This is a genomic window from Streptomyces sp. NBC_00289 (genome assembly GCF_041435115.1).
In the GTDB taxonomy this organism is placed as follows: Bacteria; Actinomycetota; Actinomycetes; order Streptomycetales; family Streptomycetaceae; genus Streptomyces.
Genome location: NZ_CP108046.1, coordinates 5,373,870 through 5,400,180 on the forward strand (window position 1 = coordinate 5,373,870; position 26,311 = coordinate 5,400,180).

20 protein-coding genes, 6 tRNA genes and 1 riboswitch are annotated in these 26,311 nt (G+C 70.3%); of the genes, 13 read left to right on the forward strand and 13 right to left on the reverse strand.

Annotation, left to right across the window (positions count from 1 at the left end; genetic code table 11):
* Nucleotides 1-123: 123 nt before the first annotated feature.
* Together OG985_RS24420 and OG985_RS24425 are read right to left on the reverse strand one after the other, a co-directional pair.
* A complete protein-coding gene (locus OG985_RS24420; protein WP_010985561.1) occupies nt 124-375 on the reverse strand; it encodes a DUF3073 domain-containing protein in 252 nt (83 codons plus the stop codon).
* Nucleotides 376-673: 298 nt separating this feature from the next.
* Nucleotides 674-1,768 carry a Leu/Phe/Val dehydrogenase gene (locus OG985_RS24425; RefSeq protein WP_371670464.1) on the reverse strand — a complete coding sequence of 365 codons (1,095 nt, stop codon included), beginning with the start codon at nt 1,766-1,768 and terminating at the stop codon, nt 674-676.
* A gap of 222 nt (nt 1,769-1,990) precedes the next feature.
* On the opposite strand from OG985_RS24425, the gene OG985_RS24430 reads away from it, so the two are divergent.
* Both OG985_RS24430 and bldC read left to right on the forward strand, forming a co-directional pair.
* Nucleotides 1,991-2,842, forward strand: coding sequence for a hypothetical protein (locus OG985_RS24430; RefSeq protein WP_371670465.1), 852 nt, complete (start codon nt 1,991-1,993; stop codon nt 2,840-2,842).
* 519 nt (nt 2,843-3,361) lie between these two features.
* On the forward strand, nt 3,362-3,568 hold the full coding sequence (bldC, locus tag OG985_RS24435) for a developmental transcriptional regulator BldC (protein WP_003949541.1): 207 nt from the start codon (nt 3,362-3,364) through the stop codon (nt 3,566-3,568).
* A 462-nt stretch (nt 3,569-4,030) separates the two neighbouring features.
* Here the strand turns inward: bldC and OG985_RS24440 are convergent, their stop codons facing one another.
* From OG985_RS24440 to OG985_RS24475, 8 genes are all read right to left on the reverse strand, one after another.
* On the reverse strand, nt 4,031-4,222 hold the full coding sequence (locus tag OG985_RS24440; RefSeq protein WP_371670466.1) for a DUF6274 family protein: 192 nt from the start codon (nt 4,220-4,222) through the stop codon (nt 4,031-4,033).
* Between the two features lie 200 nt (nt 4,223-4,422).
* Nucleotides 4,423-4,497, reverse strand: a tRNA-Asp gene (locus OG985_RS24445).
* Nucleotides 4,498-4,591: 94 nt separating this feature from the next.
* A complete protein-coding gene (gene hrpA, locus OG985_RS24450; protein WP_371670467.1) occupies nt 4,592-8,548 on the reverse strand; it encodes an ATP-dependent RNA helicase HrpA in 3,957 nt (1,318 codons plus the stop codon).
* A gap of 82 nt (nt 8,549-8,630) precedes the next feature.
* Complete coding sequence (locus OG985_RS24455; RefSeq protein WP_371670468.1) at nt 8,631-8,999, reverse strand: hypothetical protein; 369 nt, start codon at nt 8,997-8,999, stop codon at nt 8,631-8,633.
* Between the two features lie 119 nt (nt 9,000-9,118).
* Nucleotides 9,119-9,192, reverse strand: a tRNA-Phe gene (locus tag OG985_RS24460).
* 24 nt (nt 9,193-9,216) lie between these two features.
* Nucleotides 9,217-9,291: transfer RNA gene (locus tag OG985_RS24465), tRNA-Asp, on the reverse strand.
* Between the two features lie 40 nt (nt 9,292-9,331).
* Nucleotides 9,332-9,404 (reverse strand) — tRNA-Glu (locus tag OG985_RS24470).
* 209 nt (nt 9,405-9,613) lie between these two features.
* Complete coding sequence (locus tag OG985_RS24475) at nt 9,614-11,116, reverse strand: metallophosphoesterase (protein ID WP_371670469.1); 1,503 nt, start codon at nt 11,114-11,116, stop codon at nt 9,614-9,616.
* Nucleotides 11,117-11,210: 94 nt separating this feature from the next.
* Here OG985_RS24475 and OG985_RS24480 point away from each other — a divergent pair, with 94 nt between their 5' ends.
* Entirely contained in the window at nt 11,211-11,561 is a 351-nt protein-coding gene (locus OG985_RS24480) for a metallopeptidase family protein (RefSeq protein ID WP_371670470.1), read from the forward strand.
* Between the two features lie 350 nt (nt 11,562-11,911).
* Here OG985_RS24480 and OG985_RS24485 read toward each other — a convergent pair whose 3' ends face one another.
* Nucleotides 11,912-12,313, reverse strand: a complete 402-nt coding sequence (locus tag OG985_RS24485; protein ID WP_371670471.1) for a hypothetical protein — start codon at nt 12,311-12,313, stop codon at nt 11,912-11,914.
* 298 nt (nt 12,314-12,611) lie between these two features.
* Here OG985_RS24485 and OG985_RS24490 point away from each other — a divergent pair, with 298 nt between their 5' ends.
* From OG985_RS24490 to OG985_RS24515, 6 genes are all read left to right on the forward strand, one after another.
* Nucleotides 12,612-14,765 (forward strand): DEAD/DEAH box helicase, encoded by a 2,154-nt coding sequence (locus tag OG985_RS24490; RefSeq protein ID WP_371670472.1) that lies wholly within the window; start codon nt 12,612-12,614, stop codon nt 14,763-14,765.
* 235 nt (nt 14,766-15,000) lie between these two features.
* A complete protein-coding gene (locus tag OG985_RS24495; RefSeq protein WP_371670473.1) occupies nt 15,001-17,100 on the forward strand; it encodes an FG-GAP repeat domain-containing protein in 2,100 nt (699 codons plus the stop codon).
* Between the two features lie 48 nt (nt 17,101-17,148).
* Nucleotides 17,149-18,684 carry an amino acid permease gene (locus OG985_RS24500; protein WP_371670474.1) on the forward strand — a complete coding sequence of 512 codons (1,536 nt, stop codon included), beginning with the start codon at nt 17,149-17,151 and terminating at the stop codon, nt 18,682-18,684.
* Nucleotides 18,685-18,792: 108 nt separating this feature from the next.
* A tRNA-Lys gene (locus OG985_RS24505) sits at nt 18,793-18,865 on the forward strand.
* 204 nt (nt 18,866-19,069) lie between these two features.
* The gene (locus OG985_RS24510) at nt 19,070-20,221 is read left to right on the forward strand and encodes a histidine kinase (protein ID WP_371670475.1); all 1,152 of its coding nucleotides are present in this window, start codon (nt 19,070-19,072) and stop codon (nt 20,219-20,221) included.
* Complete coding sequence (locus tag OG985_RS24515) at nt 20,209-20,859, forward strand: LuxR C-terminal-related transcriptional regulator (RefSeq protein WP_371670476.1); 651 nt, start codon at nt 20,209-20,211, stop codon at nt 20,857-20,859. The genes OG985_RS24510 and OG985_RS24515 overlap by 13 nt, the downstream gene beginning before the upstream one ends.
* 25 nt (nt 20,860-20,884) lie before the next feature.
* Here the strand turns inward: OG985_RS24515 and ribA are convergent, their stop codons facing one another.
* Together ribA and OG985_RS24525 are read right to left on the reverse strand one after the other, a co-directional pair.
* Nucleotides 20,885-21,529 (reverse strand): GTP cyclohydrolase II, encoded by a 645-nt coding sequence (ribA, locus tag OG985_RS24520; RefSeq protein ID WP_371670477.1) that lies wholly within the window; start codon nt 21,527-21,529, stop codon nt 20,885-20,887.
* Nucleotides 21,530-21,682: 153 nt separating this feature from the next.
* Nucleotides 21,683-22,198, reverse strand: a complete 516-nt coding sequence (locus tag OG985_RS24525; RefSeq protein WP_371670478.1) for a MarR family winged helix-turn-helix transcriptional regulator — start codon at nt 22,196-22,198, stop codon at nt 21,683-21,685.
* Between the two features lie 81 nt (nt 22,199-22,279).
* Between OG985_RS24525 and OG985_RS24530 the strand changes: the two genes are divergently transcribed.
* The 4 genes from OG985_RS24530 (at nt 22,280) to OG985_RS24545 (ending at nt 26,194) form a co-directional block, all read left to right on the forward strand.
* On the forward strand, nt 22,280-23,410 hold the full coding sequence (locus OG985_RS24530; protein ID WP_371670479.1) for a dihydrofolate reductase family protein: 1,131 nt from the start codon (nt 22,280-22,282) through the stop codon (nt 23,408-23,410).
* A gap of 83 nt (nt 23,411-23,493) precedes the next feature.
* Nucleotides 23,494-23,567, forward strand: a tRNA-Met gene (locus tag OG985_RS24535).
* Between the two features lie 339 nt (nt 23,568-23,906).
* A riboswitch (cyclic di-AMP (ydaO/yuaA leader) is annotated at nt 23,907-24,064 on the forward strand.
* Nucleotides 24,065-24,075: 11 nt separating this feature from the next.
* Complete coding sequence (locus OG985_RS24540; RefSeq protein WP_371670480.1) at nt 24,076-25,119, forward strand: M23 family metallopeptidase; 1,044 nt, start codon at nt 24,076-24,078, stop codon at nt 25,117-25,119.
* A 130-nt stretch (nt 25,120-25,249) separates the two neighbouring features.
* Nucleotides 25,250-26,194 carry an aldo/keto reductase gene (locus OG985_RS24545; protein ID WP_371670481.1) on the forward strand — a complete coding sequence of 315 codons (945 nt, stop codon included), beginning with the start codon at nt 25,250-25,252 and terminating at the stop codon, nt 26,192-26,194.
* The last annotated feature ends 117 nt before the right edge of the window (nt 26,195-26,311 follow it).

The window sequence follows — 26,311 nt, forward strand, 5'->3', positions numbered from 1 at the left end:
TGATCCACCCGACAGGTTCCACGGTCCACAAGGCAGCACAAAACCCGGTCCGGCGCTGCTGCCCTGGACCGGGTGAAGTGCGGTTACTGCGAGAACCGCGGGAAATGCCGAACGCGCACCGCGTCAAGCTCCGCGACGTTGAGACGTCGGACCGGACTCGTCGTCCTCGTCCTCGTCGTCGTTGTACAGATCCGCGTACTGCGCGTACGGGTCGTCTTCCTCGTCGTCGTCCTCGAACGGCTCGCCATTCGGCGGCTGACTCGAAGTCGAAGCGCCCAGCTCATTGGCCAGACGCGAGAGGTCAGTCCCGCCGCTGCTGTACTTCAGCTGGCGGGCGACCTTCGTCTGCTTGGCCTTTGCCCGGCCGCGCCCCATGGCTCGACCCCCTCGGATACGGGGCTCGGTGGCCCCAGAGTCTTGACACGCGTTCATGATCTGGAACGGGCTCTCCGTGGAGAGACCCGTCCGTAGGGCTTCCACGGTACCTGAGCCCGCGCCCATACGGTACGTCGCCCACAGGACGTGCCCGGTCCCAGAACCAGAGAGGTGCCCTTTCCCCGCTGGTCAACCGCGATTTTAACCACTTATTGGCGGGCGACCCGCCGACGAACGTGAGAGTTCTCTCGAAGTGCCCGCCGACGGGTACCGGTCAAACCTGCAACCACCTTGCGGATCAGCCCGCCCGGCGGCCCTCCGCCATCCGCTGCTCCGCGATCCGGTCGGCCGCGGCGGCCGGCGGAATCCCGTCCGACTTCGCACGTGCGAAGATCGCCAGTGTGGTGTCGAAGATCTTCGCCGCCTTCTCCCTGCACCGCTCGAAGTCGAAGCCGTGCAGCTCGTCGGCGACCTGGATGACACCGCCGGCGTTCACCACGTAGTCCGGCGCGTAGAGGATCCCGCGGTCGGCGAGGTCCTTCTCGACGCCCGCGTGGGCGAGCTGGTTGTTGGCCGCTCCGCAGACCACCTCGGCGGTCAGCACCGGCACGCTCTCGTCGCTGAGGGCGCCGCCGAGCGCGCAGGGGGCGTAGATGTCGAGCCCCTCGACCCGGATCAGCGCCTCGGTGTCGGCGACGACGCCCACGGAGGGGTGCTTGTCGGCGATGCGCCGCACCGCCTCCTGCCGCACGTCCGTGATCAGGACCCGCGCGCCCTCGGCCAGCAGGTGCTCCACCAGGTGGTGCCCGACCTTGCCGACGCCCGCGACGCCGACCGTGCGGCCGCGCAGCGACGGGTCGCCCCACTGGTGCTGGGCGCTGGCCCGCATGCCCTGGTAGACGCCGAAGGCGGTCAGCACGGAGGAGTCGCCCGCGCCGCCGTTCTCGGGAGAGCGGCCGGTCGTCCAGCGGCACTCGCGCGCCACGACGTCCATGTCGGCGACGTACGTGCCGACGTCGCACGCGGTGACGTACCGGCCGCCCAGCGAGGCCACGCACCGGCCGTAGGCGAGGAGCAGCTCCTCGGTCTTGTCCCGGTCGGGATCACCGATGATCACGGCCTTGCCGCCGCCGTGGTCGAGACCGGCCATGGCGTTCTTGTACGACATCCCGCGGGCGAGGTTCAGCGCGTCGGCGACGGCCTCCTGCTCGCTCGCGTAGGGGTAGAAGCGCGTACCGCCGAGCGCGGGGCCCAGCGCGGTGGAGTGGACGGCGATGACGGCCTTGAGTCCGCTGGCGCGGTCCTGACAGAGCACGACTTGCTCATGACCCCCCTGATCCGAGTGGAACAGGGTGTGCAGTACATCAGCAGGCGCGCCGGTTACGTCGGTCACTGTGGTGACTCCCGGGTAAGTAGCGGCGGTCGGACACGGGCTCCCGTATGGGTGGCGGGGCCTGTGGCCATGAGATTAGAGCCTGGGTGCGCCCGCGGACCGCGCAGTGCCCAGGATCACCCCCTGCCGGAGTACGGCCGTGCGACGATTTGCATGGATTTCCCGTCCGTCAGTCGGCGGGTCCGGAGGTTTTCCCGGTGGTGGGAGGGGGAGGGAGCAGGCGTGCCCAAGGTGTCCTCGGTGATCGTCCCGTACGCGACCTATCTGCGCGTGTACGAGCCGTTGGCCGCCTTCCCGGAAGCGGAGCGCGGTCACTGGGAGCGCTACGCCCGCCGCGAAGACCGCCCCTCGTACCAGGACGAGCTGCGCCGCTCCCTGACCGACCTGCTGCCCACCCCGCCGGTACCGGTGCCGGTGCACGAGAGCGGCGACGCGTTCGTGCTCGAGGTCGACGGGGTGGTGTGCGTGTGCCCCTGGCGCACCCGGCTGCGCGGCTGGCAGGCCCTGGGCGAGCTGGGCGAGGAGCTGCCGGCGCCGGTCCTGGACGCGGTGCTGCCCCCGGTCGTCCGTGGGCAGGCCGCCAAGGACTACGAGCGCTGGCTGATCCGCAACCCGGACGCCCGCCCCTGGATCCGTACCGCGACCTGGCAGGTGCCGCTGCACTGGTTCGTGCTGGTCTCCGACGGTGAGCGGGAAGTCGGGAAGGGCTCGGGCGACGAGGGCGGCGAGGCGCCGGTGCTGCGCTACCGGACGCCGATGGTGCAGGCCCGGCGGCGGGTGGCGCGGGCGCTGCGGACGCTCAAGGAGGCCATCGACGAGGGGCCGCTGATCGACGGCCTGGTCGATGTCGGACGCTGGCTGGAGGAGTTCCACCCGCGCTCGCTGGTGGAGCTGGACTACGGCGGCCTGGTGCACGTGCTGCCGGCCGAAGAGCTCGCCGAGGACCATTCGGCGACGGACGTGGCCGAGGGCATCGAGGCGCTGCGGCAGGGCGACGGGGCGGCCGCGGGTGAGGCGTACGGGCGGCTGGTGGAGCGGTGGCGGTCGGTGCGGGACCGCCGGTCGGCGAACTGACGTTTGACCTGACGCCCGTTTTGGGGTTTTGTCCTCGCACCGGGGTTCCGGGGTTCCTGAGGTTTCGTCAACAAGGGGCGTAGGTCCCGATCCGGGCGATTACTGCCAAGCGTGACGGACCGCACGTACGCGGCCCTTGCGCCGCTTGCCCCTCCTCATGCCAAAATAGGACAAGGAGTCCGGGGGAGACTCTGTCTGCCCATGTATGGGTGGAATCTCAGCATTGCACGCTATGGGGGGTCTGGTGACTCCTGATCGCCCCTGTGACTGATCGTCACAGTGGCGTGACTGTCCGCTATGGCATGGTCCATCGGCTTCCGTCGCGGATGAACCCCTGGGAGGGCAATTCCATCGGTTTGGCCGACGTGGCTGGACGGATGGTGTAGTTGTAGTGCCGAGGACAAGCCGTTCGTCCTATAACCGACTCGACTCGCGTCCGCCATTTCGGGCAACGCGGGTCAAGGTGCAGAATTTAGAGGAAAGAACCGAGATGGTTCGGTTCTCCCGAGGAGGCCGCTCATGACCGCTCGCACCCCTGATGCCGAGCCGCTGCTGACCCCGGCTGAGGTCGCCACCATGTTCCGTGTCGACCCCAAGACGGTCACGCGGTGGGCGAAGGCCGGCAAGCTGACTTCGATTCGTACGCTCGGCGGTCACCGCCGGTACCGCGAAGCCGAAGTCCGCGCTCTGCTCGCGGGCATCCCGCAGCAGCGCAGCGAAGCCTGAACAACTGAATAATCGGACAAACCGGCAGTTCCCCAACATGTCGAGGCGTCCGGAACCGCAGCTCCAAGCGACGCGGGTCCTGCCCCAACAGGCCCCACGCCCACGCTCTTCCAAGCTTTCCCAGTAACACACAGGGTGCGTCGTAGATCGCGCTGGACTCCGCCGGGTCCAGCGCGATCTTTTTTGTGCGCGGAACGTGGCCTGATCGACAGGTCTGTGAGCGCCCTTGTCGGAGTCTGGGGAGGGGTGTCGGATCTCCTGTGGGGAACGCCTTCGGACTGGTGCAATTGCACATATTAAATTGACCAGTTGTAGGCGAGGTGTAAGTACCGCACTTTCAGAAACTCATGCGGTGACACCCGTCACATGGCGAGCCGCTTGTTGCCGCTGGGGCAGGTGCGCTATGGGAGACCTGACCGTCAGCATCCCACCGGAGAACGGGTGTTGGGCGTGGTTGGCCCCTCACGCGGTGGCCGCCCTCTCGTCCTCCGGGGCCTGCTGCGGGGCCTGCGCGGCCCGTGGGCCGGAGTCCAGCGCCAGCCGCAGCAGACGGTGGCAGATGGGGCAGTGACGCGTCAGGTGGCCGTAGGAGGAGGCAGCCGACAGATGCGCGCGGAGCAGTGCCCGCGTCTCGTGCCTGACCGACTCCGCCATGCGCCACCTCCGGGGCCGTACGGGAACGAACGGGCCCTGGTCCCTGGGTACCGAGCGAACGGGACGGCGTCAAGACGGCGTCGGGTCCGACGGGCGTCTTCAGGGCTGAGAAGAGGACCGGGGAGGGGGCCGGGGAGAGGGCCGGGAAGCTGGAACACGAAGAAGGCCCGCCCCTTGCCGGGGCGGGCCTTCTTCGTCTGCGGTCCTGACGGGATTTGAACCCGCGGCCTCCACCTTGACAGGGTGGCGAGCACTCCAAACTGCTCCACAGGACCAGGTTTCGCGGCACTTGATGTTGCGCTGTGCTGCGAGAAGAGACTGTACAGGAGGGGGAGCCCCCGGTCGAACTCACCCAGGGTGGGAGCGCCGTTACGGGACAGCCGCGTCGATCGCCTTCACGATCCGCTTGTCGGAGACCGGGTACGCCGTGCCCAGCGCGTGGGCGAAATAGCTGACCCGCAGCTCCTCGATCATCCAGCGGATGTCCAGCACCGACGAGGGGACCGGGCGGCCCTGCGGCATCTGCTCCAGCAGCCACGCGTACTCGTCCTGCATCTCGTGGACCTTCTCCATGCGGCTGGTGTCCCGCTGGGCACCGGTCGGCATCTGCTGGAGCCGGCGGTCCGCGGCCACGAGATAGCGCATCAGGTCCGGCAGCCGCCGCAACCCCGCCGCCGTCACGAACCCCGGCTTCACCAGGGCGTCCAACTGCTTGCGGACATCCGCCAGGTTCGGCAGCAGGGAGGGGCTGCGGAAGGCCTTCAGACGGCGCTCACAGGCCTGCCAGGCGGCCAGCACCTGCTGCACCTGACCCACCGTACGAACCGTCGTGTCGACGATCTCCGCCCGCACCTTGTCGAACAGCTTGCGGTACGACTCCTCGTCCCACGCCGGGCCGCCGAAGTCCCCGATCAGCTTGTCCGCCGCCGCCATCGCGCAGTCGTCGAACAGCGCCTGGATGGAACCGTGCGGATTCGCGGACAGCGCGAGCTTCTGGGCGTTCGTCAGCTTCTCGGACGCGAACTTCGCCGGATTGACCGGAATGTTGCGCAGGATCAGCCGCCGCGTACCTCTCCACATCGCCTCCGTCTGCTCGGCCTCGGTGTCGAAGAGCCGTACGGACACCGTGTCACCGTCGTCGACGAGCGCCGGGTAGGCCTTCACCGGCTGGCCGGCCCGACGGGTCTCGAAGACGCGGGTGAGGGAACCGATCGTCCAGTCCGTCAGCCCCCTGCGCTCCAGCGACTCGCCGCCCTGTCGCTCCGCCGTCGCCGCCGCGGCCTGCGAGAGGGCCTGCCGCGCCTTCGGCTTCAGCCTGAGCTTCAGCGCCTCCAGGTCCTTGTCCTCGGCGATCTTGCGGCGCCGCTCGTCGACGATCCGGAACGTGATGCGCAGATGCTCCGGGACCTTCGCCCAGTCGAAGTCGTCCACCGTGAAGGGGACACCGACCATCCGCTTCAGCTCTCGCGCCATCGTCACCGTCAGCGGCTCCTGGAGCGGGACCGACCGGTCCAGGAACCGCTTCGCGTAGTTCGGTGCCGGCACGTAGTGGCGGCGGATCGGCTTCGGGAGGGAACGGATCAGCTCCGTGACCACCTCTTCCCTGAGCCCGGGAATCTGCCAGTCGAAGCCCTCGTCGACGACCTGGTTCAGCACCTGGAGCGGGATGTGGACGGTGACACCGTCCGCGTCCGCGCCCGGCTCGAACTGGTACGTCACGCGGAACTTCAGCGGGCCCTGCCGCCACGAGTCCGGATAGTCCGCCTTGGTGACCGCCTCCGCCGACTCGCGGATGAGCATCTCCCGCTCGAAGTCGAGGAAGTCCGGCTGCTCGTGCCGGTGGTGCTTCCACCACGAGTCGAAGTGGGCGCCCGACACCACCTGCTCCGGCACCCGCCGGTCGTAGAAGTCGAACAGCGTCTCGTCGTCGACCACGATGTCCCGGCGCCGCGCCCGGTGCTCCAACTCCTCGACCTCGCTGAGGAGTCTGCGGTTGTCCGCGAAGAACTTGTGGTGGGTACGCCAGTCGCCCTCGACGAGCGCGTTACGGATGAACAGCTCGCGGCTGGCCTCCGGGTCGATCCGGCCGTAGTTCACCTTGCGCTGGGCGATGATCGGCACGCCGTACAGCGTCACCTTCTCGAACGCCATCACCGCCGCCTCGTCCTTCTCCCAGTGCGGCTCGCTGTACGTCCGCTTGAGGAGATGGCCGGCCAGCGGCTCCACCCACTCGGGCTCGATCTTCGCGTTGACGCGGGCCCACAGCCGGGACGTCTCCACCAGCTCCGCCGACATCACGAACCGCGGGGGCTTCTTGAACAGGGCCGAGCCCGGGAAGATCGCGAACTTGGCGCCCCGGGCGCCGAGATAGTCGTTCTTCGCGCCGTCCTTCACGTCCTTCATGCCGACGTGCGACAGCAGGCCGGCCAGGAGGGAGACGTGGACCCGGTCCGCCGGGGCGTCCTCCTCCGCGAGATGGATGCCCATCTGCTTGGCCACGGTCCGCAACTGCGAGTAGATGTCCTGCCATTCGCGAATGCGCAGGAAGTTCAGGTACTCCTGCTTGCACATGCGCCGGAACGACGAGGAGCCCCGCTCCTTCTGCTGCTCACGGACGTAACGCCAGAGGTTGAGATAGGCGAGGAAGTCACTCGTCTCGTCCCTGAACCGGGCGTGCTGCTGATCGGCCTGCGTCTGCTTGTCGGCGGGACGCTCCCGCGGGTCCTGGATCGACAGCGCGGCCGCTATCACCATGACCTCGCGCACACAGCCGTTCTTGTCGGCCTCCAGGACCATACGGGCCAGCCGGGGGTCGACGGGCAGCTGGGCCAGCTTGCGGCCGGTGTCCGTGAGCCGCTTGCGTACGTCCTTCTGCGCCGGGTCCAACGCACCCAACTCCTGGAGGAGTTGGACGCCGTCGCGGATGTTGCGGTGGTCCGGCGGGTCGATGAAGGGGAACTTCTCGATCTCGCCGAGGCCGGCCGCCGTCATCTGCAGGATGACGGAGGCGAGGTTGGTCCGCAGGATCTCCGCGTCGGTGAACTCCGGGCGGGCGAGGAAGTCGTCCTCGCTGTAGAGCCGGATGCAGACACCGTCGCTCAGCCGGCCGCAGCGGCCCTTGCGCTGGTTGGCGCTCGCCTGCGAGACCGGCTCGATGGGCAGCCGCTGCACCTTGGTGCGGTGGCTGTACCGGGAGATCCGGGCGAAGCCGGGGTCGATGACGTACTTGATGCCCGGAACCGTCAGCGAGGTCTCCGCGACGTTGGTCGCCAGAACGATCCTGCGGCCGGTGTGCGGCTGGAACACCCGGTGCTGCTCGGCGTGCGAGAGCCGGGCGTACAGCGGCAGCACCTCCGTGAACCGGTACTGCTTCCTGGTCAGCGCGTCGGCCGTGTCCCGGATCTCCCGCTCACCGGAGAGGAAGACCAGGATGTCGCCCTTGCCCTCCCCCATCAGTTCCTCCACGGCATCGGTGATCGCCGTGATCTGGTCGCGGTCGGCGTCGTCGCCCTCCTCCTCCAGGAGCGGGCGGTAACGCACCTCGACCGGATACGTGCGGCCGCTGACCTCGACGATCGGCGCCTCGCCGAAATGCCGGGAGAAACGCTCCGGGTCGATGGTCGCGGAGGTGATGACGACCTTCAGATCCGGCCGCCTGGGCAGCAGCTGGGCGAGATACCCGAGCAGGAAGTCGATGTTCAGGGACCGCTCGTGGGCCTCGTCGATGATGATCGTGTCGTAGGCGCGCAGCTCACGGTCGGTCTGGATCTCGGCCAGCAGGATGCCGTCCGTCATGAGCTTGACGAAGGTGCCCTCCGGATTCACCTGGTCGGTGAACCGCACCTTCCAGCCGACGGCCTCCCCCAGCGGGGTGTCCAGCTCCTCCGCCACCCGCTCGGCGACGGTACGGGCCGCGATCCGGCGGGGCTGGGTGTGCCCGATCATGCCGCGCACCCCACGCCCCAGCTCGAGACAGATCTTGGGGATCTGGGTCGTCTTGCCCGACCCGGTCTCACCGGCCACGATGACAACCTGGTGATCACGGATGGCGTCCGCGATCACGTCCTTCTTCTGGCTGACAGGCAGCTGCTCGGGGTAGGTCACGGCGGGCACCCGGGCGCGCCGTCGGCCCATCCGGGCCTCGCCCCGCTCGACCTCCGCCTCGATCTCGGCCAGCACGGCGGCACGGGCCTCCGGCTTACGGATCTTGCGCGCACCTTCGAGCCTGCGCCCGAGCCGTTGCGCGTCGCGCAGGGACAGCTCGGTCAGGCGAGGGGCGAGGGCGCCGAGGGCGGCCGGGGTTTCGGGGGCAGGGTGCGTAGACATACGCGATCCAGGATCTCATCCCGGGGAAATTCGTGGCGAACGCTTTTGCCGCCGGGGCTCGGAAGGCTCCCGGCGAGGCGTCTCAGGGGCTGCGGGGGGCCGGGGGCGCGGGCGCCGGTACCGGTTCGCCGGGGGGTGTGGGTGTGGGTGCCGGTGCCTGCACCGGTGCGGGGGCCGCCTCACGCCTGATGCCGTCGCCCAACGCGATGGACCGGGCCGTGTTGGAGACCGCCTTGATGCCGAGGTAGGCCGTGGTCATGCCGCTCACCGCGGTGAACGCGGCGGTCAGCAGACCGACGATCACCGCCTTGTCACCGTCGAGCCGCCACACCCCGAAGACCGCCACTCCGCAGATCGCCAGGTTGCTCAGCACCACGGCGAGTAACCCGTACCGCGCGCGGACCTTCTCCAGCTCGACGTCCTGACCCGCCCCGGCCTTGTCCCGACCCATCGTCTCCCCGCCCCTGACCCCTACGCCGACCAGCCAGAACGTAGCGGCACCCGGGAACGCTGCCAAGCGGAACGCACGAAGACGAAGACCCCGTCCACAGGGACGGGGTCTTCGGGATGTGGCTGGGGCCGGGGTCGAACCGGCGACCTATCGCTTTTCAGGCGATCGCTCGTACCAACTGAGCTACCCAGCCACGAGGTCTCTTTCGAGGCCTCAGCGGTCCTGACGGGATTTGAACCCGCGGCCTCCACCTTGACAGGGTGGCGAGCACTCCAAACTGCTCCACAGGACCAAGCTGTTGTGTGCGAAACACTCTCGCACACCGTACCGCGTACCCCCAACGGGATTCGAACCCGTGCTACCGCCTTGAAAGGGCGGCGTCCTAGGCCGCTAGACGATGAGGGCGAGAAGCCAATACCGCTCTGCTTCGTCTTCGCGTTCCCGAAACCGAGGGGACGTGAGAAGCATGTGACTTAGCTTCCCCCCGAGGGGTTCCGCTTCTCCTTCACTTCGACGGAAGTTCAGGACGGTCAAGCCCTGACCGGCGCCCTTGGGCACGAACAGACTGTACTACGTGGCCTGGATGCGGGCCAAACCAGATAGTGCGGGGCGCTTCACGGCTGGTTCTTCTCGGGGAGATGACGGCTGACCTCCGCCGTCGTCAGGCCCAGGCCGCCGAGTTTGATCTCGTCCCAGGCCTGGAGGCGGTGGGTGGCCCGGTCCATGTAGAGGATCGACGCCTCGATCGGATCCGGGTACTTGCCCTCGACCGCGCGCAGCCCGCTGCCGCCGGTCGAGCCCTCGACGCGCAGCCGGGTGCCCTTCTTCAGGAGTTCCGTCTCCTCGTGGTGGAGGTGTCCGGCCAGCACCATGGGGACCTCGCCGTCGACCCGGCGGGCCGCCGACGGTTCGTGGGCGACGGCGAGGTCCACGGGGGTGCCGGCGGACCGCTGGGCACGCAGAGCCGCGGCCAGCCGGTCGCCCGCCAGTTCCTGGGTGGCGGCGGCACCCGGGACGGTCGAGCGGTCGGGGGTGAACTGGGGGTCGCCGATGCCGGCGAAGCGCAGGCCGGCGACCGTCTCGGCGTCGCCGTCGTCGAGGACGTGCACGTTCTTCATACGTTCCAGGTAGCGCTGGGTGGTCAGCGAGTCGTGGTTGCCGCGGACCCAGACGTAGGGGGCGCCGAGGTCGGCGATGGGGTCGAGGAAGCCGTTCTCGGCCGCCGTGCCGTGGTCCATGGTGTCGCCGGAGTCGACGATCACGTTCACCTCGTACTGCTCCACGAGGGAGCCGATGATCTTCCAGCTCGCCGGGTTCAGGTGGATGTCGGAGACGTGCAGGACACGGATCGTGTTCGGGTCCGGCTGGTAGGCGGGCAGGGTGGAGGTGACGTCGTAGAGCTTGGTCACGTTGGTGACCAGACGGGCCAACTCCTTCTGGTAGACGTCGAAGTCGGTGACGATGCTGCGGGCGTTGCCGACCAGCGAGGGCGCCGAGGACAGCAGGCCGGAGAACTTCGGTTCGAGGACGGACTCGGGGTTCCAGGTCGCGTAGGCGGAGGCTCCGGAGGCGCCCAGCAGGGTGAGGGCGAGGCCGCCGGCGGCGAGCGCGCGGCGCGGGCGGCGGTAGACGGCGAGGCCGAGGGCGGTGGCGCCGGAGACGACGGCGACGCAGGAGCGCAGGGCCAGGTCGAGCGTGCCGTGCTCGACGTCGCGGCTGACCTCGTCCTGGAGGCCGGTGAGACGTTCGGGGTGGTCGACCAGGGCCTGGGAGCGGACGGGGTCCAGTTGGTCGACGTTGACGTCGAGGCGGACGGGCGCGTGGTGGCTGTCGAGCTGGAGGGCGCCGAGCGGTGAGATGTTGATCTTCGTGCCGCCGGTGAGGGAGGGACGCAGGGTCATGGTCGTGTTCATGGGGCCGACCGGCACCCGTACGTTGCCGACGATCAGCAGGCCCAGCCACGCGCCCAGCACGCCGACGGCGACCAGGCCCAGGCCGCGGGCCCAGGGGCGGGGCCGGGGGGTGAGTTCGAGGACCGGGAGCTGGGGACGGGCGGTGCGACGGGACCTTCGTAGGGCGTGGCGGGTTTTCCGGACGGCGACGGGGACGCGGACCATTGGTCGCGTATGCCCAAGTCCGGGGGTCGCCATGCGGGAGGAACCGGTGCGTCTCGTCGGGTGCCGTGCGGGCGCGGTGCCGGACAATGGGGTGGTGCTGGAGATGACGCGCGAGGAGTTCGAGGAACTGGTCGCCGAGGCGTTGGACCGGATTCCGCCGGAATTGACGCGGTTGATGGACAACGTCGCGGTGTTCGTCGAGGACGAGCCGCCGGCGGACGATCCGGGGCTCCTCGGCTTGTACGAGGGGACTCCGCTCACCGATCGGGGGGAGTGGTACGCGGGTGTGCTGCCGGACCGGATCACCATCTACCGGGGGCCGACGCTGCGGATGTGCGGGACGCGGGAGGAGGTCGTCGCGGAGACGGAGGTGACCGTCGTGCACGAGATCGCCCACCACTTCGGGATCGACGACGCGCGGCTGCACGCTCTCGGGTACGGCTGAGGCGCCCGCGCTACGGATGAAGCGTCGGTGGTACGGCTGAGGCGCCCGCGCTACGGATGAAGCGTCGGCGATACGGCTGAGGCGACGGCGGTACGGCTGAGGCGCCGGTGCCGGCGCGAACGAGCCTCTCGGAAGCGGGGCGCGTGTCCTCTTGTGGGCGGCGGGAGTTGGACGGGCGACTGCTTCACCCGCCCGCCTCCGGAGGTGGCTTCCGTGCGCCCCTTGTACGTTCCCGTTCGTCTGGCCGCCACGGTCATGGCCGTCGCCGCCGCCGCCGGCTGCATGAGTGTCGGCCAGGACGAGGGAGGCGGAGACGCGAAGCCGTCGCACTCCGCCGGGCGGCGGGGCGGTCAGGCGCCCGGCGGGGCGCAGGCCGGCCCGGGCGGGGCCGCGGGGTTCGGGGCCGCCGCGGCCGAGGGTAAGCGGGGGAGGGGGAAGGCCGCGGGGAAGCCGGGGGCGTCGGCGTCCGCCTCGGCCTCGGCGTCGGTGGCCGCCGGTGAACACCCTTCCGCGGTGGCCACGCCGGGCCGTCCGGTGCCGCCGGGGGAGCCGTTGCCGACGAGGGCGCAGCCCACTCCCACGCCCCCGGTGGAACCGGAGCCCGAGCCGTCTCCGCCACCGGCACCGTCCGTCTCGGCGGAGCCGACGGTCGCCGAGCCGTCGTCGTCGGCGCACGAGGAGACGGGGCCGCAGCTGGTGGACCGGGAGCCGGCGCCGACGGCGGGGTCACCGGCGTAGACCGTGTCGGACACATCACGTCGTGAAACCGGCGGGAATTGTCAGGCGTGGCCCTATGTTGGAACGACAAGCGCCCGGGGCATCGGCCCGGGGTGTGACCTACGTCCCGCCCACGCCCTTCGGTTTGCCTTCGGGGTTGGCGGGTGCGTATGGTGGTAGATCGTTTGATCCCATTGCCCGGCGCCGCACAAGAGCGCGCCGCGTGGCGCGTACTCTCCCTTGCCGTGGCTGACCGCATTGAGGCGGTCGAATTGCGAAATCACGGAGTTGACGGGCGCGTGCCGACGAGACTCCGGAAGGTTTCGCATTCGCATGTCCATTTCCAGTACTGATCACGTCGTCGTGCCCGAGAACGGCGAGAACGACGAGACGACCGCGACCCCCGAGATCACCTTCTCGGACCTCGGTCTTCCCGAGGGCGTGGTGCGCAAGCTCGCCCAGAACGGCGTGACCGCCCCCTTCCCGATCCAGGCCGCGACCATCCCGGACGCCCTGGCCGGCAAGGACATCCTCGGCCGCGGCCGCACCGGCTCCGGCAAGACCCTCTCCTTCGGTCTGCCGCTGCTCACGCAGCTCTCCGGTGGCCACACCGAGAAGAAGAAGCCCCGCGGCATCATCCTCACGCCGACGCGTGAGCTCGCGATGCAGGTCGCGGATGCCCTCCAGCCCTACGGCGACGTCCTCGGCCTGAAGATGAAGGTCGTCTGCGGCGGTACGTCGATGGGCAACCAGATCTACGCCCTGGAGCGCGGCGTCGACGTCCTCGTCGCCACCCCGGGCCGCCTGCGCGACATCATCAACCGCGGCGCCTGCTCGCTGGCGAACGTCCAGGTGGCCGTGCTCGACGAGGCCGACCAGATGTCCGACCTGGGCTTCCTGCCCGAGGTCACCGAGCTGCTCGACCAGATCCCCGGCGGCGGCCAGCGCATGCTGTTCTCGGCCACGATGGAGAACGAGATCTCCACGCTGGTCAAGCGCTACCTGACCAACCCGGTCACGCACGAGGTCGACAGCGCCCAGGGCAACGTCACGACCATGTCGCACCACATCCTCATCGTGAAGCCCAAGGACAAGGCGCCGGTCACCGCCGCGATCGCCTCCCGCAAGGGCCGCACGATCATCTTCGTCCGCACCCAGCTGGGCGCCGACCGTATCGCCGAGCAGCTGCGCGACTCCGGTGTGAAGGCCGACGCGCTGCACGGCGGTATGACGCAGGGCGCGCGGACGCGGACGCTGGCGGACTTCAAGGAGGGCTACGTCAACGCGCTCGTCGCGACCGACGTCGCCGCCCGCGGTATCCACGTCGACGGCATCGACCTGGTCCTGAACGTGGACCCGGCCGGTGACCACAAGGACTACCTGCACCGTTCCGGCCGTACGGCGCGTGCGGGCCGCTCCGGCACCGTCGTGTCGCTGTCGCTTCCGCACCAGCGTCGCCAGATCTTCCGGCTGATGGAGGACGCGGGCGTCGACGCCGCGCGTCACATCATCAACTCCGGTACGGCGTTCGAGCCGGAGGTCGCCGAGATCACCGGTGCCCGGTCGATGACCGAGGTGCAGGCCGAGTCGGCGGGCAACGCGGCGCAGCAGGCCGAGCGCGAGGTCTCGCAGCTCACGAAGGAGCTCGAGCGGGCGCAGCGGCGCGCGACCGAGCTGCGTGCGGACGCCGACCGTCTGGTCGCGCGGGCGGCGCGTGAGCGCGGCGAGGACCCGGAGGCGGCTGTCGTCGCGGCCGCCGAGGCGGTCGTGGAGCAGGACGCCGTGGCGGAGGCGGCTGCCGAGGCCGTGGTCTCCGAGCAGCCCGCGTACGAGCAGCCGCGTCAGCGCCGTGACGAGCGGGGCAACTACGAGCGCCGTGACGACCGTGGTGGCCGTTCCTTCGAGCGTCGTGACAACAACGACCGCGGTGGCTTCAACCGTGACCGTCGTGACGGCGACCGTGGCGGCTTCCGCCGTGACGACCGCCGCGACGACCGTGGTGGCCGTTCCTTCGAGCGTCGTGACGACCGTTCCTCGGGCGGTGGCTTCAACCGTGACCGTCGCGACGACCGTCCCTCCGGTGGTGGCTTCAACCGCGACCGTCGTGACGAGCGTCCCTCCGGCGGCTTCCGCCGCGACGACCGTCCCTCGGGCGGTTTCAACCGTGACCGTCGTGACGACCGTCCCTCGGGCGGCTTCGACCGTGACCGTCGTGACGACCGTCCCTCGGGTGGCTTCCGCCGCGACGACCGTCCCTCGGGCGGTTTCAGCCGTGACCGTCGTGACGACCGTCCGTCCACCCACCGGGGCAGCGACCGTCCCTTCAACCGCGACCGTCAGGGCGACCGCCCCACCGGCGGCGGCTTCCGCTCCGGCGGCCACGACCGCCCGACCGGCCGTCGTGACGACCACCGTGGCGGCACCGGCACCTCCACCGGTTCGTTCGGCCGCCGCGACGACAAGCCGCGCTGGAAGCGCAACGGCTGACGTCGCCTGCTGATCTGATCCCGGAAGGGCCCGTACGACTCCGGTCGTACGGGCCCTTCCGGCGTTGGGGGAGGGACCCGCGCGACGGGGAAATCGCTTTCCGGGAAGGGGATTTCGCTACCGGAACCTGTGTGACGGTTGTTAGCATCCCCTGGCCGCACGGTGGAGCGTGGCCGAGGGGGTATCCGACCGGGCCTGCCACCGTGCCTTCTCTTACTTCCCTGGGGAGGGACCCTTGACCCGGCGTGCCCGGATCGCTCTCACTCTCATCGGCCTGGCCGCCCTCGGCGCCGGCTCACTGACCACCGCGGGCCCGGCGGCGGCGGACACCACCCCGACGCCGATCACGACGGACGGCGTGTGGGGGATCGACTACGCGGGCGGCTTCCTGACGACCGTGGAACACCGCCCGGACGGCGACCAGTACGTGGTCGGCCGACAGATCTCGCCCGACGGCTCCACCGTGCTGGACCAGACAACCCGCGGTTTCGCGGGAACCTTCGCCGACGGCACGCACCTTCAGCGGAAGCCGTGCGACGCCGGCGGCTGTGTGCCCCTGCGCTCCACCGGCAACGGGAACGTGGGCTACTTCCAGGTCGACGAGTACGACAAGGAGCGCGCGCAGGTCTGGGACTCGCCCACCTCCTACCACTGGGGCGAACCGGCGGTAACCGGCGGCAGGTTCGTGGACGCCACCGGCCGCTTCTACGTCTACCAGGCGGCCTCCACCGGCAAGCAGTACGTCGATGCCCTCAGCCCCTACTACGTCGAGGACGTGCGGCTGGTCCGCACCGCCACCGCGGCCTCCGTGTGGGGTGCGGCGCTGTGGACGCCGGGCTCGGGCAACGGGACGGTGACCGCGTACGACCTGGAGGCGAAGAAGACCGTCCAGACCGTCTCCACGGGTGCGCCCTGCACGGTCAAGGAGCTCCAGGTCGTGGGCCGTTGGGTCTACTGGAACTGCGGTCCCACGGGCGTCGCGGGCGTGTACGACCGTACGGCGAAGAAGAACATCACGGTGCCGTCCGGTCCCGCGCTGGTCGGCGACGGCTACCTCGTCCAGCACGACCGGACCGGCGGCCGGCTGATGCTGACGGACTACCACTCGGGGACGGCCGGGGCCGCGCGGGGGATCGCCGACCTGCCGGCCGGGAACACGGCCGACCAGCGGCGGCAGACCTGGACGGTGGACAAGTTCGGCGGCGACATCGCCTACGTCGACCAGGACCACACGATCCGGATCGTGCGGAGCGGGGTGCCCGGCCAGTCGCTCGCCAAGGTCGAGTCCGAGGTGGACGACACCACCGTCAGCGCCAAGAACGACGCGTGGCACAGCTCCTGGCAACTGAACAAGCCGGCCTCCTGGACCTTCACGGTGAAGGACTCCGCGGGGCGGACCGTGCGCACGCACACCGGTGTCGGAACCGCGATCGACGCCTCCTGGGAGGGCGACACCGACGCGGGCGGGTACGCGTACAACGGCCGTTACACCTGGACGCTGACCGCCAGGGCGGCCGAGGGCGCGGGCACGTACAGCACCAGCGGCAAGCTGGGGCTGACCGGCGGGCTGCAGGGCCACCACGACCAGGGCGGCTACGGCTACGGAGAGCTCGTCACGCTCAACTCCGCCGGCGCCCTGACCCTGCAGTACACCGAGGGCAAGGGCACCTTCGACTCCAAGCAGTCGGCGTCCGGCTGGCCGGCCGGCACGGTCGCGGTGCCGTTCGGCGACATGGGCAGCGACCGATGCGCCGAGATGCTGACGCGCATGCCGAACGGCGAACTGCGCCGCTACGCGGGCAAGTGCGGTGTGTCGTACAAGCCGGCGAGCAGCCACACCTCGCTTGGCACCGGCTGGAACGCGTACAACGTCCTCACCGCCCCCGGCGACCTGACCGGCGACGGCCGCACCGACCTGCTGGCGCGCAAGGCGTCGACGGGTGACGTCTACCTGTTCGCCAACGACGGCGCGGGGAAGCTGAAGGCGGGAGTCAAGATCCGCTCGTGGTCGACGTACAAGAAGATCGTCGGCGCGGGTGACCTCGACGGCGACGGCTTCGGGGACGTGCTGGCGCTGGACAGGGCCGGGACGCTGTGGCGCTACGACGGCACCGGGTCGGGCCAGGTGAAGGAGCGGGTGAAGGTCTTCTCCGGCTGGGGTGCCGGCTACAACGCGGTCGTCGGCGTCGGGGACATCACCGGGGACGGCAGGAACGACCTGGTCGCCCGGGACACGGCCGGCAACCTCTACCGCCAGACCGGTACCGGCAAGGGGTCGTTCGCCGCTCGTCAGAAGATCGCCACGGGCTGGAACGGGTACAAGGGCATTTTCTAGCCAAGTTGTGACGTGTGTCACGCCCCCGGGATGGGAATCGCTGGGGGCATGACAGATGACGCCATAGCGAGTGGGCTCACGGACGAAGAACGGCTTGCCCAGCTCGGCTATACGCAGGTTCTCGCCCGCCGCATGTCGGCGTTCTCCAACTACGCGGTCTCGTTCACGATCATCTCGGTCCTGTCCGGCTGCCTGACGCTGTATCTGTTCGGCATGAACACCGGCGGTCCCGCGGTGATCACCTGGGGCTGGGTCGCGGTCGGCCTGATGACGCTGTTCGTCGGCCTGTCGATGGCCGAGATCTGTTCGGCCTACCCGACGTCGGCCGGTCTCTACTTCTGGGCGCACCGGCTGGCCCCGCCCCGAACGGCCGCCGCCTGGGCGTGGTTCACGGGCTGGTTCAACGTCCTGGGCCAGGTGGCGGTGACGGCCGGCATCGACTTCGGGGCGGCCACCTTCCTGGGCGCCTACCTCAACCTGCAGTTCGACTTCAAGGTGACCCCGGGCCGCACCGTGCTGCTGTTCGCGGCCATCCTGCTCCTGCACGGCGTGCTGAACACCTTCGGGGTGCGGATCGTCGCCCTGCTCAACAGCGTGAGCGTGTGGTGGCACGTACTGGGCGTCGCGGTGATCGTCGGCGCGCTGACCTTCGTCCCCGACGAGCACCAGTCGGCGTCCTTCGTGTTCGGCGAGTTCGTGAACAACACCGGCTGGGGGAGCGGTTTCTACGTGGTGCTGCTCGGCCTGCTGATGGCCCAGTACACCTTCACCGGGTACGACGCCTCGGCCCACATGACGGAGGAGACCCACGACGCGTCGACCGCGGGACCCAAGGGCATCGTGAGATCCATCTGGACCTCCTGGATCGCCGGCTTCGTCCTCCTGCTGGGCTTCACCTTCGCGATCCAGTCCTACGACGACCAGCTCGCGTCGCCCACCGGCGCGCCGCCCGCCCAGATCCTGCTCGACGCGCTCGGCGCGACCTCCGGCAAGCTGCTCCTGCTGGTGGTGATCGGCGCGCAGCTGTTCTGCGGAATGGCGTCGGTCACCGCCAACAGCCGCATGATCTACGCCTTCTCGCGCGACGGCGCCCTCCCCTTCTCCCACGTCTGGCACTCGGTCAGCCCGCGCACCCGGACGCCCGTGGCCGCGGTGTGGCTCGCCGTGGTGGCCGCACTGCTCCTCGGCCTGCCCTACCTCATCAACTACACGGCCTACGCGGCGGTGACGTCGATCGCGGTGATCGGCCTCTACATCGCGTACGTCATCCCGACGCTTCTGCGGCTGCGCAAGGGAGACGCCTTCGTACCCGGCCCCTGGCACCTGGGCCGCTGGTCCAGGGCGATCGGCGTGGTCTCGGTGGTGTGGGTCGGCGTCATCACCGTCCTGTTCATGCTGCCGCAGGTCTCACCGGTCACCTGGGAGTCCTTCAACTACGCGCCCGTCGCGGTCCTGGTCGTCCTCGGCTTCGCCGCGGCCTGGTGGTACGCCTCGGCCCGGCACTGGTTCCTCAACCCCGAACACGCCCGTACGGTCGCCCGCGAGGAGCGCCGCAAGGGTGCCCCCGAACCGGTCGATCCGTAACACTCCCGGCGCTCCCGCCCCCTTTCCCCCGACTCGCGCGGCCGGCTCTCCGATACCCGATCGGAGACCCGGCCCGCTCCGGCTATGCTCGGGGAGGCAACATCGCCTGGGCCCTTAGCTCAATTGGCAGAGCAGTGGACTTTTAATCCATTGGTTGTGGGTTCGAGTCCCACAGGGCCTACGTCTCGCAGGTGGAGGCCGGTGCCTCCGATCTGCCGTGCGGCGCCCGGTCCGGCTTCGGCCGGGCCGGGCGCCGCGTCGTTCGTGGGGTGCCGTGCCGACGGCCCTACACGTTCCCAGTGCTCCGCGCGGTGCAGCCCGCTACACCCTCGTACGGGTGCCCCCTCCCCCGCGCCCCGCCGTCCGGGCGCCTAGCGTTGCCTCCATGTGGAAGTCGGTGCGGCAGGCCGCGTGGGCCACGGTCCACCTCGTGGTGGCCGCGGCGATGGCGTTCGGGATGTACCTCTTCATCACCGTGCTGCTGATCACGGCCATCGGCACGCTCGCGGTCGTCGGGGCCTGGATGCTGCCGGAGACGGTGCTGCTGATCCGGCGCATCGCCGGCGCCAAGCGAGGCCTGACGGCGGCCTGGACCGGGCGCGAGGTGCCCGAGGCGTACCAGCGCATCACCGGCCCGCTGCGGGAGCGGCTGCGCACGGCCGTTCGCGATCCCGGCACGCTCACCGACGTGCGCTGGATGCTCGCCTACTACGTGTACGGCGCCCTGGTCTTCCTCGCGCTGCCGCTGTGGCCGGTGGGGCTCCTCGTCGACGGCGTGTGGTGCGGGCTGCTCCGCCGCCCCGCCGTCGTGCTGCCGCTGATCGTCCGGCTCGCGGACCTGGAGGCCCACTGGTCGACCGTCCTGCTGGAACCCTCGCCGAAGGCGCGGCTCGCCGCGCGGGTGGAGGAGCTGACCGAGACCCGGGCCGACGCGATCGCCGCGCACGGCGCCGAACTGCGCCGGATCGAACGCGATCTGCACGACGGCGCGCAGGCCCGGCTGGTCGCCCTGTCGATGCGGATCGGACTCGCCAAGCGCGCCTACGACCACGACCCCGAGGCCGCCCGCAGGCTTCTGGACGACGCCCAGGACCAGGCCGAGGAGGCACTGACCGAACTGCGGCACGTCGTCCGTGGCATCCACCCGCCGATCCTCACCGACCGCGGTCTCGCCGGAGCCGTACGGGCGCTGGCGGCGAGCAGCGGCCTCGCGGTGACCGTGGCGGACGGCGGTCTGGACGAGGGGGTGCGGGCGCCCGCCGCGGTGGAGGCGGCCGCCTACTTCGTGGTGGCCGAATCGCTGACCAACGCCGCCAAGTACAGTGGCGCGCCCCGGGCCGAGGTCCAACTCGCCCGGTTCCGGCGCGGTTTGCGGGTGCGGGTGAGCGACGAGGGCCGGGGCGGCGCCGACGAGGGCCGGGGCTCCGGGCTGCTCGGCATGCGACGCCGTGTCGCCGCGCTCGACGGGACCTTCGACGTGACCAGTCCGGTCGGGGGCCCGACCGTGATCGAAGTGGAGCTGCCGTGCGTGTGGTGATCGCCGAGGACAACGCCCTGCTGCGCGAGGGGCTCGTGATGCTGCTGGGATCCTCGGGCCACGACGTCGTGGCCGTGGTGGGCACCGGCCCCGAAATCCTGCCCGCCCTCCTCGAACACCGTCCGGACGTGGCGGTGCTCGACGTACGGATGCCACCGGGCTTCCGCGACGAGGGACTGCGCGCGGCACTCGTCGCCCGCCAGGAGCTCCCCGGACTGCCGGTGCTGGTGCTCTCGCAGTACGTCGAGGAGTCGTACGCCGCCGAGCTGCTGAGCGGCGGCACCAGCGGGATCGGCTACCTGCTCAAGGACCGGGTGGGCCGGGTCGACGAGTTCCTCGACGCGCTGGAGCGGGTCGCCGGCGGGGGCACCGCGCTGGACCCCGAGGTCGTCACCGAGCTCCTCACCCGCCGCCGGGACACACCGCTCGACTCGCTGACCCCGCGCGAGCGGGAGGTGCTGAAGCTGATGGCCGAGGGGCACGACAACACGACGATCGCCAAGACCCTCGTGGTGACCGAACGCGCGGTCAGCAAGCACATCGGCAACGTCTTCCTGAAGCTGGGCCTGCCGCCGAGCGACAGCGGCCACCGCAGGGTCCTGGCCGTCCTGGCCTATCTGGCGCACACCCCGCGGTGACGCCCGGCCGGAGGCCGGCGCGGCATCAGCGCGCGCTCAGCTCCGCCCGGCCCGTCAACTCCGCGAGCGGCAGCGTGTGCTGGGTCTGGAGCACCTTCGCGCGCAGGTAGCGGACGTTGTGGGCGGTGGTGAAGACACCGGTGGGGACGCGGTCGCGGACCTCCACTCCGAGATCGCGCAACTGGCTCGCCTTGTCGGGGTTGTTGGACAGCAGGTCCAGTGTTCCGACGTCCAGCGCCCGGAGCATCTGGGCGGCCGCGGTGTAGTCGCGGGCGTCCTCGGGCAGGCCGAGCGCGGTGTTGGCGGCGTAGGTGTCGAGGCCCTGGTCCTGGAGGGCGTAGGCGTCGAGCTTGTTGTAGAGGCCGATGTCCCGGCCCTCCTGGCGCAGGTAGAGCAGGACACCGCCGCGGTCGGCTATGCGCTCGACCGCCTCGCGCAGCTGCGGGCCGCAGTCGCAGCGGGCCGAGCCGAAGACGTCGCCGGTCAGGCACTCGGAGTGCAGCCGGACCAGTGGAACGGGGCCGGGGTCGCCGAGGACGACCGCGAGATGTTCCCGGCCGTCGGTGAGGCCGTGGAAGGTGACCACTTCGGCATCGACGGCGTAGCCGTCGTGGAAGCGCAGCGGTACCCGGACGCGGGAGCGTGACGTGGCGGCGGGGAAGTCGGGCATGCGGGTTCTCCCGGGTCCGGAGGTCCAGATCTGCTTCAGATTTGAAGCAGATCCATGGTCCGGGACCCTACCTCATGCTTTAAATTTGAAGCAACAGGTTCGGCGGCAGCCGGGACGGGAGTCACGAACCGCGGGCGGGCGGTGAGCCGGAGATCAGGGACAGGGTGGCGAGGACCGCCGCCGCCACGGCACCTCGTCGGCCGCCGGGTGCTCCCCGTCCCCCTCCAGCGTCCGCGCGATGCCCGTGCAGATCTCCTCCAACTGCCCCACCTGCTCCTCGGTGAGCCGGTCGAACAGCAGCGACCGCACCGTCGCGACGTGCCCGGGCGCCGTACGCTCCAGGACGGTCATCCCCTCGTCGGTCAGCGCGGCGACACTGCCCCGCTTGTCCCACCGGCAGTTCTCGCGCCGGACCAGGCCGTCCTTCTCCAGGCGGGTCACCGCGTACGTCAGCCGACTGCGCGTGATCTTCGACCGCTCGGCGAGATCGGTCATGCGCAGCCGGCGCTCCGGCGCCTCGGAGAGGTTGGCGAGAATGGAGTAGTAGAGATGGGGCATGCCGGCGTCCTGCTGGAGCTGCCGGTCGATCGCGTCCTCCAGGAGGTGCGTCGCGGCGATGTACGCGCGCCAGGCGCGCTGCTCCTCGGGGGTGAGCCAGCGGGTCGTCATACCCCCAGTGTAGTTTTGTTTCAAACTTGAACCAAGAGCAGCCCGTCACCGTCCGTCCCACCCAGCCGGGGAGCGCGCCCGATGCCCCACCCGTACGTCCTGCTGTCCGCCGCCGTCTCCCTCGACGGCTACCTGGACGACACCGGCCCCGAGCGCCTCCTGCTCTCCAGCCCGGCCGACTTCGACCGGGTCGACGAGGTGCGCGCCTCCGTCGACGCGATCCTCGTCGGCGCCGGCACCATCCGCGCCGACAACCCCCGGCTCCTGGTCAACTCGCCCGACCGCCGGGCCGCCCGCGTCGCCGCCGGCCGCCCCGCCTACCCGCTCAAGGTCACGGTCAGCGGCTCCGGCGACCTCGACCCGGCCGCCAACTTCTGGCACACGGGCGGCGAGAAGCTCGTCTGTACGACCGACAAGGGCGCCGAACACCTCCGCCGGGCGCCCGTCGCCGCCGACGTCGTCGCCCTGGGCCCCGACATCGACTGGCGCCGCCTCCTGGAGCACCTGTACGAGGCGCGCGGCGTCCGGCGCCTCATGGTCGAGGGGGGCGGGCGGATCCACACACAGCTGCTCCAGCAGGGCCTCGCCGACGAACTCCAGCTGGTCCTGGCCCCCCTGTTCGTGGGCACCCCGGACGCGCCCCGGCTGTTCGGCCCCGGCGCCTACCAGGGCGGACGGCTGCGTCTCGTGGAGACCCGGCGGATCGAGGACGTCGTCCTCATGCGGTACGAGCCCACCGCCCCCGGCACCGGAGACGTCCCCTCCGCCGCCGACCGGCACTGGCTGGCCCTGGCCTGCGAGCTGGCACAGCGGTGCCCGCCGTCGAGCACCGCGTTCAGCGTGGGCGCCGTGGTCGTGGCGGCCGACGGCACGGAGCTCGCGCGCGGCCACTCGCGGGAGGGCGGCGACCCGGTCGTCCACGCGGAGGAGGCGGCGCTCGCCAAGCTCGACGCGTCCGACCCGAGGCTGGCCGGCGCCACGGTCTACAGCAGCCTCGAGCCCTGCGCCCTGCGCGCCTCCCGCCCGGCGCCCTGCGCCCGGCTGATCCTCGACGCGGGGGTGCGGCGGGTGGTGACGGCCTGGCGGGAGCCGGACACCTTCGTCACGGGGGCCGACGGGAGCGGGTTGCTGGCGACGGAGGGCGCCGCCGTGGCCGTACTCCCGGAGTACGAGGAGCGGGCCCAGGCGCCCAACCGTCACCTGCTCGGCTGAGACCCCCGTTCCGGGCCGCGTGCGTGGCCAGGAACAACGCGTGTGCTTCGGGTCCCGCGGATGGCGTACACTGGTTTCAACGACGCGGGGTGGAGCAGCTCGGTAGCTCGCTGGGCTCATAACCCAGAGGTCGCAGGTTCAAATCCTGTCCCCGCTACTGAAGGCCGAGGGCCGGAATCCGAAAGGGTTCCGGCCCTCGGTGCGTGGTGTCCGGCGTGCGTCTGTCACGGCGCCTCGCCGCGTGCGGTGCGTGAAGCTCGCCTCATTGTCACCCCGGGTGAGCGGCCGACCGCCCTGCGCACAGCATCCCGTCGGCCGTGACGACCCGTGAGTTTCCTGATCCGAGGTCAACTCGCCCGAATTACGCCGGTCATGACCCGAAAGTTCCTGGCCGGAAAGGTTAATGATCAAGTGGAACAGCTTGGAATCGGGTACCCGGGTCTATTAACGTTCGATAACGCAGCGCGGTCGTCCCAGCCGTCACAAGAGTCGGCTCCGTGCGCATGCGCCGAATTCCGCAAGGGAACCGGGGAACCACACCTTGGGGTGAATCGCTCGTAGGTCGCCGTGCACAGCACGGCGGATATACGCGCGTAGGAGACCTTCCTGCTCCGAACCCGTCAGCTAACCCGGTAGGCGAGAAGGAAGGAAAGGAGCACGCCCACGTGGCGTCCAACCCGCCTGCCCCGCAAGCCCCGTTCGTGCCCAGCCGGCGCAGCACCGAGCCCTTCGGCTCCGGCGGCCTCCGCACCGACGAGGGTCCGTGGGAGGAGTGGAATCCCACCGAGGAGTCCCTTCGCCCCGTACGAGGCCGGCATCGCGTCTCCAAGCAGCGCGGCGGGGGACTCGCCCGCAGCTCCACCGTCCTCGGTGTCGGTGTCATAGCCGCCGTCGGCGCGGGTGGCATGGCCAGCGCCAACACCGGCAAGCCGCCGGTCTCCATCTCCATTCCCGACCTGCCGTCCGTGGGCTCGCTCCTGTCGGACGACGACTCCTCCGCCGACGCCGACCAGGGCTCCGCGACCGCGCTCAGCAGCGTCGGTGTGAGCACCACCGAAACGGCGCAGGGCACCACCGACGCCGGTGAGGTGCTCCGCAGCCGGATCATGGCCCAGGCCGAGCAGCAGCAGGACCAGGTCGAGACCAAGGCCGCCGCAGCCGCCGCGGCCACGGCCGAGAAGCAGGCCGCCGCCGCGGTCGCCAAGGCGGAGAAGGCGGCCGAGGCCAAGGCCGACGCCGCGAAGGAGAAGGCCGAGGCGGCCGCCAAGCTGAAGGCCGAGGCTGAGCGCCTGGCCGAGCTGGCCAAGCAGTACACGCTGCCGACCTCCTCGTACACCATCACCTCGACCTTCGGCCAGGCCGGCTCCATGTGGTCCTCCGGCTACCACACCGGCCTCGACTTCGCCGCGCCCACCGGCACGCTGATCAAGGCGATCCACAGCGGCACCATCACCGAGGCGGGCTGGGCCGGTTCCTACGGCTACCGCACGATCCTGACCCTGGACGACGGCACCGAGCTGTGGTTCTGCCACCAGTCGTCCATCAGCGTCACCGTGGGCCAGAAGGTCAACACGGGTGACGTGATCGGGCGCGTGGGCGCCACCGGCAACGTGACCGGGCCGCACCTGCACCTCGAGGTCCACCCCGGCGGCAGCGCCGACGGCATCGACCCGATGGCGTGGCTGCGCGGCAAGGGCCTCACTCCCTGACGGCCTGACACCGAGACCCCGGCGGTCCTGACGCCAACCCCCCGGCGTCAGGACCGCCGGTCGCTGTGTTTACGGCATCTTTGCGGCGATCGCGGAATGGACCGCCCCGGTCCGCCCGTTGAACAAGAGCATGACTGTTCTCCGCAAGCTCGGCTCATCCGACCTCGAGGTCTTCCCGCTCGCCCTCGGCGGCAACGTCTTCGGCTGGACCGCCGACGAGGCCGCCTCCTTCGCGGTGCTCGACGCCTACGCGGCCGCCGGCGGCAACTTCGTCGACAGCGCCGACTCCTACTCGTCCTGGGCCGAGGGCAACCAGGGCGGCGAGTCCGAGACCGTCATCGGCAACTGGATCAAGGCACGCGGCAACCGTTCCGACGTCGTCATCGCCACCAAGGTCAGCCAGCACCCGCGGTTCCCGGGACTGTCCGCGGCGAACATCAAGGCGGCCGCCGACGCGTCGCTCCGCCGCCTGGGCACCGACCACATCGACCTCTACTACACCCACTTCGACAAACCGGAAATCCCGGTCGAGGAGATCATCGGCGCGCTCGACGAGCTGGTGAAGGCGGGCAAGGTGCGACACATCGCCGCCTCCAACATCTCGCCCGAACGGCTCCGCGCCTCCCTGGAGTTCTCCGACCGTGAGGGCCTGGCCCGGTACGTGGCGCTCCAGCCCCACTACAACCTGGTCTCGCGCGGCACCTACGAGGGTGAGCTGCGGGACCTCGCCGAGCAGTCGGGTCTCGCCGCCGTCCCGTACTCCGCGCTCGCCTCCGGCTTCCTCAGCGGGAAGTACCGCCCCGGTACGACGGTCGACAGCGCACGGGCCGGAGCCGCCGGCAAGCACCTGGACACCGAGCGGGGCCGCCGCGTCCTCACCGCCCTCGACGAGATCGCCCAGTCCCACGACTCCCCCGTGGCCACGGTCGCGCTGGCCTGGCTGGCCGCCCGGCCGACGGTGGCGGCGCCCATCGCCTCCGCGCGGACGGTGGAGCAACTGCCCGCCCTGCTGGGCGTGGCGGAGCTGAAGCTCGACGAACCGGAGCTGACCCGCCTGACCGACGCGTCGGCGTGAGGCCGGGCTGACGACCGGCCGGGGGTGCGGGATCGGCGGGGGATGCTGGATGGGTAGGGGGTGCGGGATCGGCGGGGATGCCGGATTGGTAGGGGGTGCCGGATCGGCAGGGGATGC